The following is an 11726-nucleotide window of genomic DNA, read 5'->3' as shown; positions in this document are numbered from 1 at the left end:
CATCTGGGCAGCACCGGTGATCATGTTCTTGACGTAGTCGGCGTGGCCGGGGCAGTCGACGTGCGCGTAGTGGCGGGCCGGCGTCTCATACTCGACGTGCGCCGTCGAGATCGTGATGCCACGGGCCTTTTCTTCCGGAGCCGCGTCGATCTGATCGTACGCCTTGTACTCACCGAAGTACTTCGTGATCGCTGCCGTCAGAGACGTCTTGCCGTGGTCAACGTGGCCAATCGTGCCAATGTTGACGTGCGGCTTGTTGCGCTCAAACTTACTCTTTCCCATTTGAATGCTTCCTGTGAACGAAAATGGTGGCCCCGGCGAACCGGTTTAGTGCCGCCGTTTAAGGCTTTCGGCGACATTGCGCAAGACTTAATTGCAGACGCCATTCTTGGCCTGAGAGCGCATATGGGAGACAATTCGCCGCCTGCAAGGCGATTCGCCAAAGCCCCCTCGAAAATCGCTGAAATCTTAAAGAAAATCGCATTGACCGCCGGAGACGCGCCATAGCCGTTCCGCGTCGAGCGCCCTTCCCTGCCAGTCGACAATCGCAATCGTCAGCTTCTCCGCCAGCGCCGGAGACATCTCGGGGACTACGGCAGCAGCGGTCGAATAAAGTAGCGTAACGGAAACTGGAGCGGGTAGCGGGAATCGAACCCGCGTATTCAGCTTGGAAGGCTGCTGCTCTACCATTGAGCTATACCCGCGGGGTGGTCCGATCCGATGACGAATGGTGGAGAGAGTTGGATTTGAACCAACGTAGGCTGAGCCAACGGATTTACAGTCCGTCCCCTTTAACCACTCGGGCATCTCTCCAGTTTTTCGTCCGGATCGCAAGACCAAGTTCGTCAGACTTCGAAGCGTTGCCGCCCGTCGTCTGCGCCGCGTATATGACCGGAGCATTTCAGTCTGTCAACACGATGACAACGGAAAAAACACGAAAAATTTCATTCGCCACCGAAAGCCGGCATATGAAAGAAAGCCTATGCGGCAGCGAGCGCCATGGCTATAAAGCTGCATGAGCAAAGACAACAAATCCGGCGGCAAGACCGCGACAGACCCATCCGCCAAAGATACGCATTACGCCACTCTGCGGCGCGCCCACCGTGACGCCAAGCGCGAACGCGGGGAGATTCCGACGCCTCAGCCGCAGAAGCGAAAGCGCGGCGGCGACGACTGGAAGCCGCCGGCGCTTGCGCCCGACCAGGTGCATCTCTATGGCCTGCATACGGTGCGCGCGGCGCTCGACAATCCCGAGCGCAAGAAGATCAAGCTGTTCGTGACGCAGAACGCGCTCGCGCGGCTCGAAGTCGACGTCGAGGCGCTCGGCATGCCTTTCGAGATCGTCTCGCCGCAGGATATCGACAAGGTGCTCGGCCCCGAGGCGATCCATCAGGGCGTGATGCTGGAAACAAGGCCACTCCCGGTACGCCGGCTCGAAGCTCTGAAGGACAGCCCCCTCCTGCTCGTCCTCGACCAAGTCACGGATCCGCACAATGTCGGCGCGATCATGCGCTCGGCCGTCGCCTTCAATGCGGGTGCGGTGATCACCACACAGCGACACAGCCCGACCGAATCGGGCGTACTCGCCAAGTCCGCCTCCGGCGCGCTGGAACTGATACCTTATATACAAGTTACCAATCTCGCCGATGCGCTCGGCGAATTGCACAAGCTCGGTTTTTCCACCATCGGCCTCGATTCGGAAGGGCCGGCGCCGCTCGAAGGCACCTTCTCCGGCGGGAAAGTGGCGCTGGTGCTTGGCTCGGAGGGCAAGGGGCTTCGGCAGAAGACGCGGGAAACCGTCAACGCACTTGCCCGTCTCGACATGCCGGGCGCGATCAAATCTCTCAACGTCTCCAATGCGGCGGCGATCGCACTTTACGCGGCGCGGCTCCACCTGAAGGCATAGGCCGGCCCAAGCAAGGGCAGCCGGTCAGGTCCGTCCACCGGCCCGCGCCGTATCGCCTGCATAGGCCACTTCGACGGGATAGGCGATCATCCGTGACATGCCGGCGTCGCGCGTCTTTTCTGACGCGCTATCGATTCGGATTTAAGGAGTTACGCAGGGCTCGATCCGGCGCGACAAACGGAAACGGACACGCACAACGCTCGTGCAACGCCCGACCGATGCCAGAAAAATCCATTTTTGCCTTGGAATGACGCCCCGGGGCACTATGATCGGGCGATGATCGGTTGTAGCGACCGGCTCAGCAGCAAGAAGGAACGATCCCTATCATGGCCATTCGACCGCTGATTTTCGGTATCCTCTTCATCGCGGTCTTCGTCGTGATTATCATCAGTATCATCTGGGTGGACACGTCGCACCCCATCCACCAGCCCGATCCTCTGTCGCCGACGGCGCCCGGCCCAGCAACGCCGGGACAGGTGCAATAAGACTGGCAGGAACGCCGGCGGCGATCATGCGTTAATCCCGGAATCGAACGAGGATTGAACGCTTATGCGCATAATGATCGCCGTCGTCGCCTTCATGGTCGCCTCCGTGCTTAGCATCGCAATGATGTCGCCCTCCGGCGCCGGACAGACCGGCAATAGCGACAGGATCGAGGCGAGCGTCAACGAACCCGTCACTCACTAAAATAACGGCCCGGGTGATCCGGGCCGTTATTGTCAACCGCGGTAGAGCCAGAACGGCATACCGCGATCGCGATCACGCCACTCGCGGCGCTCCTGCCAACGCTCGGCACGCCACCGCCGCCAGTGACGGCGATCATCGCGCCAGTCGGACCGGCGCCAATCGCGCTCATCGCGCCAGCCACGGTCGTCACGGTCGCGATCACCTCGCCAGCCATCACGAATTTGAACGATATCGCCCTGCGCCGTCACCGCCGGCCGCTCGGCCGGCATGGCGGCAGCCGGTGCGACGGACGCGAAAGCCGCACCGACGGAAATGGTTGCGGCGAGAAAGAGATGTGCGAGCTTCATGGCTGTTTCCTCATTGCTGATGAGGCGAAGATAAGCGGTCGCGGCTGAATTGGCGGTGAAGCAGCCCTTCAGACGCGGTTCATCAAGCGATACGTGCCATCTGAAAAGCCGGTGCGATTGAGCGAGGCAGCCGTGAACCCAGCTCTATTTAGAAAGACGGTATCGTGGGGAAAGATGGTGCAGCTAACCGGAGCATTCTCGAACCAGTCCGCCTTCGCTTAGTTGCTCTCTTCGGCTCGCCGAGCCGATGCTCACAGAGCGTAGGCTGGTGCCCCCGCCAGGGTTCGAACCCGGGACCCCCTGATTACAAATTATAAGAGGAACGGGACTTTTCAATCACTTAAGACACTTGTCCTGTGAGGCGATGCCACGCGACCGCGCCACGCTGCGGCTAATTCGTAGTGCGCTTCTGCGTCGCCTCAATCCGCTGCAGGATCTCTTTCACAACACGAAGATCTCCACTCTGAACATTAAGCGTCGATTGCACTTCTCGAATGGCGCCGCTGGTCGCAGCTGCGGATTGCTCACCGGCCTGCATGCGGTAGCCGAGATTGTCGACCAAGCTCTCGACCTTGCCGACCCGCAAGCTGATATCCTTGCTACCTTGCTCGGCCTGGACGCGCCACGCCTGCAGCTCGTCGACGTCGCGCGAGCGATTCGTCCAGAGAGCCACGCCGCCGGCGGCCATGCCGACAAGTGTAAAGACCTGGATGATCGTGTTCAAATTCCAGTCGAACTTGCTTCTGTCGATCGGCATCGCCGTATCTCCGTTGTCCGCCACAGCATGCCCTTCAATGCAAATCGCCCTAGGAACGATCCTAGGGCGGTTGTGGTTCGGTCAAATGCGCCAGCCGAAGCAACAAGATGTTTACCAGCCAGCCGCAATGATCCAATCGCCAATCATCTGCGCATAGAGAGCCACGCAGGTGGCGTTGGGGTGAAGAGCGTCAGTGCTGGTCCCGTTGAAGAACCGGAGCTGAGAGGAAAGAACATCGTTGGCGATGGCAGCACTGTCCTGGTACGGCTGACCTGGGAGCGACAACGCGATCAACATGGAGCGGATGTCCAGGTAGTTGTTCGGGAAGGCCGCAGCGACTGCCGCATTGTTGGCCATCTTGTTGATGTACCCGGCGCTTCCTTGCCGTTCGGTGTCGCTGTTGAAGCTAGGAAGGATGAGATACTTGCTACCAGCCGGGAGGGCCGCGACGGCAGCCTGGATGTCACCCAGGACGGTATGTCCAGAGCCAGGGCCATTGGTGCCACAGAAGAAGATGTGCGCTCTGTCCGTGTAATCAATATCCGCAATGGACCGGTCGGTAACCTCGGTGGAGGTCTGGCCCCCGATACCACCATTGTAGACCTTGCGCCCCATGCGGGCAGCCAAGATGTCAGTCCAGTGGGTGGCTGGGTCCGTCAGGTAGGAGAGCTGCGTGAAGCTGTCCCCGAAGGCCGCGATGTTGAGGAGGCGCGGATTGGATCTGGGGTCTTTGGTAGCCCACTCACCAGCGATGAAGGACTGCAAGCCCCACTTCCAGGCCAGATAGCCTAGCACCAGGGCACCCTCGTCAATGGTCAGCACACGGTTGTAGCCGACAATCTCGGAGATGATGCCATTCCAGCGGGACCCCGTGTTGGCCGGGTCGCCACCGAAGCGCCATGTGGACATAGCCCCGTAGGTCGGTGCCCCGTTGGCTCCTCCTCGGGTGATGCCGTTTAGGTAGTTGTAGGCAAGCGTGGTGGTGCCCCGAAGTTGGGATATCGTTGGGCCTGTATCCTCGGGAGCGGCGGCATCTGGTATGGCTGAGGCACCGGAGTATTGGTAGACGCGATCATCCACGTTGCTTACGTTTGTCGCGAGGCCGGTCCGGATGGTGCCCCCGGAGTTCTTCCCGTAGTCGTGGATGGCAAAGGTAGCACCGAGGTCGTTATCCCAGACGCGGAACAACGAATAAGCGGCTGCCGTGAGGTTCATCACCTCGGCGGAAAGGTCCATGTGATTGGTGCCCGAGAAGTCCAGGGTGGGCAGTGTGCCCATGGTACGAGTGCCGAAGTTAGGCCTAGAGGTTCCCGAGGACGTAGCCTTACCCCCGTATGACCCTTTGTTCGCCCACTCGGTCACAAGAGTACCGGCGAGGACCATGGTCGCGGCGTCGGAGCCGTCGAAGTCGATGACCAAACCCGGGATATCCGTGAGGGCGGCCATTGCAGGCACGATCAGCCCACCACTCCGCAGTGGAGAGATCGACGTCTGCCCGTGTTTCAGACTCGTCTGCCCCTCCGCCAGGCTCGTCTGCGGAATGATGTTGCGGCCCGGCCTCACTGCACGCTCACCTTGGCCGTGGGCGCCGTCGATCCGGTCAGCCTCACCATGATATTGCCCGAGCTCGAGAACGTCATCTGCCGCACGACATCGCCATTGCCGTCGACCTTCGCGGCCGTCAGTTTGGCGTCGGCGAGCGGGATCATGTCGCCGTCCTGCACCTGCGTGAACAGCTGCAATGTGCCGCCGCCCAGCGAGCCGGAATAGGCGAGCGTGCGATAGCCAACATCGCACTGCGCCTCGAGGCCAACATTCCAATCAAAGTCTCCGGAAAACTGTCTTACCGCCATGTCGCTCTCCTACTTCCAAAGTCCAAGTCGCTGACCGTTGCGGTCGTTGCCGATGACACGCCGGCCGCCGTCCGGATCGCTGGCGAGCAGCGAAGCCGTGCCGATCGGCGTCAGATTATTTTTCTGGAACCCCCCGCAGGCGTTCACACTCGTCGACTGGCAGGCCGCGAGCAGAAAGGTACTCAGCACACAGATCGTAATCGCTGCGGTCCTGCAGATAGGCATCGTCCTTTTTCCTCTCGTTTTCCTGCCGCTGGGCGTCGGCGGCGATCTCGCCGACCTTCTTTTCCGCCCCCTCGAGGCGCGCTGCCGGCACAAGCCAGACGCTCGCCCAGACGTAGACCAGAAGGCCAGCGACCAGGGCGCCGGCGCCGGCGGACGCTGCCATCTGCAGGCGGCCGATCAACGGCCGATCTCCGCCTTGATGTCGCGATAGACCTTGGCGATATCGGCCCGGCGCTTGATCGCGTAGATCGCGAAGAGCACGATCACCACGACGATCGCGAGCTGCACCCGCCAGTCGAGGCCACCGAAGGCGAGGATCGGCGCGCCGGCCGCCGTCAGCAGCCACTGCCAGAAGGTCTTGGATTTCACCAGCGGCTTGTCCAGTTTCTCGGGGTCGACCTTCGCTGGCGCCATCGGCGGCGGATTGTCGTTGACGGGCGTGAAGAGCGCCGCCGGCGTTGCCTTCGCCTTCTGCTGTCGACCCTTCACGGCCTTGGCGAGCTCGAGGACGTCAGCAAGCTTTGCCTCGACCTTCTCTGGCTTCAGCAGCACCTTGTTGATGCCGTCGCCGGCATAATAGGTCTCGCCTCGCTTCACCGGTCGCTTCTGGCCTCTTGCATCAGCCAGAACGGGGAAGCTCGCCCATTCCTGCGCCAGCGCCTTGCCGAAGGCGACGACGCTGAGCTCGCCGGCGATGAAGTCGACATAGCCGCGTCCCAGCAGCTGGTAATAGCCCAGCCGATCCTGCAGGCCGGCCGAGAAGACGAGGTCACCAGATATGCCGGTATCCTTCTTGATCTGCTGCAGGGTGGCGCGCATGAACTGCAGGCCGCCGGCAGCGCTCGAGCCGAACTTCTTCGACCAGCCGGACTGCGCCGCGATCACCTGGTCGAGCGTCATCGATGTCAGGGGAACGGGCAATTTGTCCTGATTGTTGCCGTAGATCGTGCCATATCCCCGCGGCGCCTCGATCGAGCGGATGAAATCGAGCAGCATCTTGGCCGGCGCGGGCACGATATCGGGAAGTGTCTTGAGTGGCATCGCGGGCTCCTGGAATGATGGAGCCTGAAGCTTAAAGCCGATGGAGAGCCGTCAAATGCGGCGCCAGGCTACCGCGCCACGGCGGCGGTCTTCCTGGAGAAGATCTCTCTGATCGCCGCCTGCGCCGGCCTTTCGATTAGGCGATAACTCGCCCATGAGAACGCAAGACAGAAAGCGGTGAAACAGATGCCCGTGAGAACTGGATACACGAGCGGGATCGATCCCTGCCGCATCAGAAACGGGCCGACGATCTCGATCAACATATAGTGCCAGATGTAGAGCGAAAACGAGCATACACCGACAAAGCCAAATGCCCGCATCGCAAGCGACGACCGATAGTCGCGGAGTGCAATCGCCGCGGACACGATCGCCACGGCCCAGACGGCCGAAATCAGGAGCGCTTTCGCTCCCATCAGGCCGACAGCGATCGCGGCCACCGCAGAGACGACCGCGCAAACCCACGTCGGCGCCAGGCGGTACTGCGCCAGCGACATGCCGACCACGAAGAGCGGAAGGAGATTGCGGTACTTGAAATAGGGAGACGGAAAGATATGGCCCAGGACGAGCGTTACAGCGGCAATGACCATAAATGCCGGGAAAAAGCGGCGAAGCGCGTAGAGAAACGGCGCTGCGATGTAGAAAATCATCTCAAAGGTCAGCGTCCAAAGAACCGGATTGAGTGTCCTGCTCACATCGGGAATGAGCGCTTGCGTGAATGTGATGTGTCGCCAGACATTGTGGGCAGTCACCTCCACCGGGAACTCCGAAATCCGCGGAAAAATCAGAACCGCGAATGCGAGTGCCACGAAATACAGCGGCATGATCCTTGCGGCCCGATGCACGGCGTAGATCCTGATGCCATCTACTTTTTCGAACTGGCGGCCGGCCGAGGCCCAGATAAGATATCCGGACAGGATGAAAAAGACGCAGACGCCGATCGCTCCAAAATAACCGCTATAGGGAACAATCGGCTCGAACCGGATGAGGGAATAGGCGTCGGCGTGGGAGAGCAGAACCAGCAGGGCAGCGATGCCCCGCAGAGCATCGATGACCGCCGTTTCTTTCCCGATATCGTAGTGCTGAAGCATGCTGTGGCCCTAACATAACTGCAGGCCTGGTTCAACCTAGGCTTTAGCCATTCACTTGGTTTGGCATGATCTCTGCAACCGTCAACGTGCAGTTCGAAATATTGAGGTTGCCGCCGGCATTCTGATAGGCGTTCATGCCGATCGTAATGAGAAGGTCACCAATGTAGACGATCTCGCTAAACCGGCATGTTGTATCGTTGGCAGAGCTGCCCGGCTGGACGTCGTTAATCGCGGGCTGCACAACCCCGTTCAAAGTCAAGCTCAAGGACCGCATCCCCGTTACGTTCTGCTGGAACGTACCCTTGCCTGTGATCAGGTAAAAACCGGCGCGCGGAACACTTATCCTGCCGGGAACCCCGGGACTATGCATCGCGGCACCGTCGCTACGCTCGGTATCGAAGGTGATTTCCTGGCCGCCAGCGATGTTGTTGGTGAGGACCTGGGCCGTCGATCGCGACACGGCTGCCATAGGAAAATGCCAGCCTGAAAAGCCGGATCCTCCGGATGCAAAGCCATCGGCGCGGCAACCAACGCATTCGTTGAGCGGAGCCCCGCCATAGCTGATTTCGTTCCGGAAGCCGTGATACTGCGTTTTGACAGCCTGGTTGTCGTAGGCGACACAATTCACCATGCGGTAGCCGCGGGGATAATCCTGGAAGTTTGATGCACCGCCGGGCGCGACAAGGAAGCCAGCCGGTTGCGACGTGCCGCGGCCGGTATTGCCATAGCCGGTATCCCAGGCACCGCAGGCCGTGAAGGTCACGTGCTGCGGCAGGCTTTCAGGCGTCGGCGATCCGGCGTCGACATTGAGCGTCGGTCCGGATCCGACAAAACCTGCAGAGCCGGCGCGATAAACGTTGCAGTTGGTGACGAAGCCGAAGCGATTGTAGTTCGCGAGCTTAATGCCCCACGTTTCGACATCCTCGACAGTAACGCCATAGAGGGAAAACTGGCGATTGCCGACCGAACCCGTCAAGTCGATGCCGACGTCGCCATCGGAGAGAATGCCGCCGATCACCGCGAAGCTCACACAGCCGAGGCCGAATGGCATCATCCGGCCGAACGCACGGCGGAAGGATCCGCCGACGATGCCGCCCACATGTCGGACCACCGCATTAACGACAGAGAAGCGCCGGCAATTCTGGAACCATATGCCTTGAGCCTGGTCGTCGGCCGGCAGGGAGGCAGAAGTGTAAGTGATATCGTGAGCGTACGGCCGCACAGCGCAGAAATCAGTGCAGCCATCGAAAACGATGCCGGTTCCCATATCCGCGCCGAAAGCCTCGATATCTTCTGTCTTCAGGTTGGTGACGCTCTTCAAATAAATTCCGGCGGCGGTGCCGAGGCTTCCGAACGTTCCGTTGCCGTTGCGGTCGACCTTCACCCTCTTCAGGGTCACGTTTGAAACAGTGTCAGCGTAGAGGGTGCGCCGTGACGCATTGTTCGGTGTGAGCTGCTTAAAAGTAGCGTCTTCGAGATGGAGCCCGGAGGGAATTGTGATGTTTCCGCTTACGGCATAGGTCAACTTCCTGCCGCTGAGAGAAACGCCGGACGCAAACGCAGCGTTCACCGCCGTCGTGTCGTTCGTCGCCCCATCGCCGGCGGCGCCGAACCAGCGGAGATCGGCGGATCCGTTGAAGATGCGGACCCATCCGCCGGCCGCGGCGGCAATCGCGTCCGCCTTGACGTAGATCGCCTCTGCCGTGTCGGCCGCAATCCGGCTGGCAAAGTCGCCTACCGTCCACTTGAAGATGCCCTCGCGGCCGGCTTCCTTGAGAAAGACCACCGTGTTTTTAGTTGTGTCGAGCGCCTTCAGCGCAGTACGGGTTTCGACATAGGCCGGAACGCTGACCAAATGATCCAGGACGAACTGAAAGATATCCTCCCCGAAGTCCTGCGGGTCATAGATCTCCCGGAACATGTTCCCGCCACCGGCTGGCGTGCCAGGGATCAGATTTCCATTGTCATCGAAAACGGGGACTTGCCCGACCGTCCCGGGCAGGATCTGAAACGGCTCTTCGCCGAACGGCACGTTGACAGTCCGGTCGACGTCGCGCCGCAGCTCCTGCATCTCTGTCGAGATCTTGGAGAATTCCTTCTCCATCGCCGTCGGATCGATCCGCGTGCCGTTCATGACGCCGGCGGCACGGCTGTCGAGGCGCTTCGATCGCACCACGATCTCAGTCGTGTTCGGCTGACCAGCCGGAAAGGTCACGGTGAAATTGTCGAACGGATCACCGTTGGTCTTCGCGACGAGGACGGAACCCTGCTTCGCGAAGGGGCTGTCGTCATCGGGACGCGTCCACACTTCGACGTCATCGATGTCGAAGATCTTGAAATCGAACGGCCCATAGGTTTGACCGCCGTCGCCGACGAACACGTCACTCTCACGAAGCTGCTGCGGGATCGGAAAAGGATTGTCCATGGCGCGCCACCCTGTCGTTAAACCGTCAACAGGATGGCCTTTGCAGCCGGCAGTTCAGTGCGTCGGGCTATTGCTCGCCGGCGACTGCGCCGAGCTCGGGCGCCCTTCGCGGCGTCAACTCGCCCGGCTGCCACCAGAAGGCGCCCTTGCGCGCCTGCGCCTTGAAGCTCTTGTCGGCGTCCGGATCCGTCATCATCTGCAGATTATCGACGAAGAGCCGCCGGTACCAGGCGCGGGTCATTGGATGCGACGACAGGATCGGCGTGTAGCGGCCGACATATTTCGAAAGCGCCCTGCCCGCCTTTGGGTCTTCGGCCCCCATGATCGTCTGGATCGTGCGCAGCGAAAGATCGAGCGTATCGCCGATGAAGGCCCCGCCGATGCCGCCGAGCGTCTGCGCGAAGTTCTGCCCGTAGCGGTTTTCCGCTTTGTCGACGAAGTCCGCGAACAGACCGCCGCCGCCACCCTTGACGAAGGCTCGAGCCCAGAAACTCGGCTGCGTCATATCCTCCGGATCCTTGCCGTTCAGCACGTTGAGGATCTGGATGTACATGCCGGCGCCGAGCGTCAGCGGCACGGACATCGCAGCGAAATAATAGGCGCCGCGGGCGATCTTGCCCGAGCCGGATTTCGCCAGCATCGAATAGACGTAGTGCGCCTCGAGCTGCCGCGCCGTGAAGCTCATACCGAAGCTCATGAACTGCGAGGCGAATTCGGCGATCTCGCCGAGAACAGTGCCCCGCGGCACCATGCCCGTCAGGAAACTCTTGATGCGCGGATCGCCTGCAGGCACCGAGCGTTCCGACCACTGGATGATCATCTCGGCATATTTTTCGGCGAGCGCGCGATCGCCGGTCTTTTCGTAGAGCGTGCCGGGATCCAGGAAGCCCATGTCGTCGACGCCGGCGCGCATGGCGTGCCATTCCTCGGGCGTGAAACCGAAGCCTTCCATTGTCTTTTTCAGGAGCGGCGGCAGGTCGATCCAGTCCGTGTCTTTCGCCGCATATCCGCCGAGCGTATCGTGCCAAGCCGTCGCCTCGACCCGCTTGCGCGCGTCCGTCAGCGGCTTCAGCCCGTTCAAGGTCAGCGAGCGATCGACGAGATACTTGCTCCATTCGTGCCCGAACATCTGGTCGACGAAGCGCGCCTGCTCGTTCATCGTGTGCATGAAATCGTCCCAGACGACGGCCTTGCGGGCGAGCGCCGCCTCATTGCCCTTGTCGGCAGCAAAGCGCACCAGGTCGCCGACGATCTTGTGCATGGTGACGGTCACCGGCAGGCCGGCAAGCCGCCGCGCCGCCTGAGAGACGAAGGGATCGGTCAGAGCCGCGAGGATCCCGGTCGCGCCGAGTGCGGCGGACGTCGCCACGTTACGGATATCGCCGGCGAACTGCGCC

The 11726-nt window shown here is 60.9% G+C and carries 13 protein-coding genes and 2 tRNA genes; 3 read left to right on the top strand and 12 right to left on the bottom strand.

Features of this window, described 5'->3' with window-relative positions; genetic code table 11:
* The 3 genes from MOV76_RS35795 to MOV76_RS35785 all read right to left on the bottom strand — a co-directional run.
* The coding region (locus tag MOV76_RS35795) for a GTP-binding protein (protein ID WP_247266321.1) at positions 1 to 282 on the bottom strand (282 nt) is incomplete at its 3' end.
* Positions 283 to 630: 348 nt separating this feature from the next.
* Positions 631 to 704 (bottom strand) — tRNA-Gly (locus MOV76_RS35790).
* A 24-nt stretch (positions 705 to 728) separates the two neighbouring features.
* Positions 729 to 813, bottom strand: a tRNA-Tyr gene (locus MOV76_RS35785).
* 202 nt (positions 814 to 1015) lie between these two features.
* Between MOV76_RS35785 and rlmB the strand changes: the two genes are divergently transcribed.
* From rlmB to MOV76_RS35770, 3 genes are all read left to right on the top strand, one after another.
* A complete protein-coding gene (rlmB, locus tag MOV76_RS35780) occupies positions 1016 to 1906 on the top strand; it encodes a 23S rRNA (guanosine(2251)-2'-O)-methyltransferase RlmB (RefSeq protein ID WP_182566033.1) in 891 nt (296 codons plus the stop codon).
* Between the two features lie 326 nt (positions 1907 to 2232).
* A complete protein-coding gene (locus tag MOV76_RS35775; RefSeq protein ID WP_003558513.1) occupies positions 2233 to 2391 on the top strand; it encodes a hypothetical protein in 159 nt (52 codons plus the stop codon).
* A gap of 64 nt (positions 2392 to 2455) precedes the next feature.
* A complete protein-coding gene (locus tag MOV76_RS35770) occupies positions 2456 to 2593 on the top strand; it encodes a hypothetical protein (protein WP_018241632.1) in 138 nt (45 codons plus the stop codon).
* Positions 2594 to 2625: 32 nt separating this feature from the next.
* On the opposite strand, the gene MOV76_RS35765 is transcribed toward MOV76_RS35770, so the two are convergent.
* The 9 genes from MOV76_RS35765 to MOV76_RS35725 form a co-directional block, all read right to left on the bottom strand.
* Positions 2626 to 3012, bottom strand: coding sequence for a hypothetical protein (locus MOV76_RS35765; RefSeq protein ID WP_204361368.1), 387 nt, complete (start codon positions 3010 to 3012; stop codon positions 2626 to 2628).
* 319 nt (positions 3013 to 3331) lie between these two features.
* A complete protein-coding gene (locus tag MOV76_RS35760; RefSeq protein WP_247266320.1) occupies positions 3332 to 3697 on the bottom strand; it encodes a hypothetical protein in 366 nt (121 codons plus the stop codon).
* A gap of 111 nt (positions 3698 to 3808) precedes the next feature.
* Positions 3809 to 4975: a GDSL-type esterase/lipase family protein gene (locus MOV76_RS35755; RefSeq protein WP_247266319.1), complete on the bottom strand. Its 1167-nt coding sequence runs from the start codon at positions 4973 to 4975 to the stop codon at positions 3809 to 3811.
* A 281-nt stretch (positions 4976 to 5256) separates the two neighbouring features.
* On the bottom strand, positions 5257 to 5550 hold the full coding sequence (locus MOV76_RS35750; RefSeq protein WP_247266318.1) for a hypothetical protein: 294 nt from the start codon (positions 5548 to 5550) through the stop codon (positions 5257 to 5259).
* 115 nt (positions 5551 to 5665) lie between these two features.
* The gene (locus MOV76_RS35745) at positions 5666 to 5956 is read right to left on the bottom strand and encodes a hypothetical protein (protein WP_247266317.1); all 291 of its coding nucleotides are present in this window, start codon (positions 5954 to 5956) and stop codon (positions 5666 to 5668) included.
* Positions 5953 to 6816 carry a hypothetical protein gene (locus tag MOV76_RS35740; RefSeq protein ID WP_247266316.1) on the bottom strand — a complete coding sequence of 288 codons (864 nt, stop codon included), beginning with the start codon at positions 6814 to 6816 and terminating at the stop codon, positions 5953 to 5955. Before MOV76_RS35740 ends, MOV76_RS35745 begins: the two co-directional genes overlap by 4 nt.
* A 68-nt stretch (positions 6817 to 6884) precedes the next feature.
* Positions 6885 to 7904, bottom strand: a complete 1020-nt coding sequence (locus MOV76_RS35735) for an acyltransferase (RefSeq protein ID WP_247266315.1) — start codon at positions 7902 to 7904, stop codon at positions 6885 to 6887.
* 43 nt (positions 7905 to 7947) lie between these two features.
* On the bottom strand, positions 7948 to 10008 hold the full coding sequence (locus MOV76_RS35730; RefSeq protein ID WP_247266314.1) for a hypothetical protein: 2061 nt from the start codon (positions 10006 to 10008) through the stop codon (positions 7948 to 7950).
* Positions 10009 to 10396: 388 nt separating this feature from the next.
* Positions 10397 to 11726 (bottom strand): hypothetical protein (locus MOV76_RS35725; protein WP_247266313.1); only part of this gene is annotated, 1330 nt, incomplete at its 5' end.

The organism is Rhizobium sp. PRIMUS64 (assembly GCF_023006465.1).
Classification (GTDB): domain Bacteria; phylum Pseudomonadota; class Alphaproteobacteria; order Rhizobiales; family Rhizobiaceae; genus Rhizobium; species Rhizobium leguminosarum.
Note: the sequence above shows the minus strand (reverse complement) of the source record. Positions and strands in the feature narration are given on the sequence as shown.

What these genes read in the sequence shown, in the direction of transcription:
- MOV76_RS35755 (WP_247266319.1), bottom strand. Translation starts at nt 4,975, where the DNA reads ATGGGCACACTGCCCACCCTGGACTTCTCGGGCACCAATCACATGGAC.
- MOV76_RS35730 (WP_247266314.1), bottom strand. Translation starts at nt 10,008, where the DNA reads ATGGAGAAGGAATTCTCCAAGATCTCGACAGAGATGCAGGAGCTGCGG.
- MOV76_RS35740 (WP_247266316.1), bottom strand. Translation starts at nt 6,816, where the DNA reads ATGCCACTCAAGACACTTCCCGATATCGTGCCCGCGCCGGCCAAGATG.
- rlmB (WP_182566033.1), top strand. Translation starts at nt 1,016, where the DNA reads ATGAGCAAAGACAACAAATCCGGCGGCAAGACCGCGACAGACCCATCC.
- MOV76_RS35770 (WP_018241632.1), top strand. Translation starts at nt 2,456, where the DNA reads ATGCGCATAATGATCGCCGTCGTCGCCTTCATGGTCGCCTCCGTGCTT.
- MOV76_RS35775 (WP_003558513.1), top strand. Translation starts at nt 2,233, where the DNA reads ATGGCCATTCGACCGCTGATTTTCGGTATCCTCTTCATCGCGGTCTTC.
- MOV76_RS35750 (WP_247266318.1), bottom strand. Translation starts at nt 5,550, where the DNA reads ATGGCGGTAAGACAGTTTTCCGGAGACTTTGATTGGAATGTTGGCCTC.
- MOV76_RS35760 (WP_247266320.1), bottom strand. Translation starts at nt 3,697, where the DNA reads ATGCCGATCGACAGAAGCAAGTTCGACTGGAATTTGAACACGATCATC.
- MOV76_RS35735 (WP_247266315.1), bottom strand. Translation starts at nt 7,904, where the DNA reads ATGCTTCAGCACTACGATATCGGGAAAGAAACGGCGGTCATCGATGCT.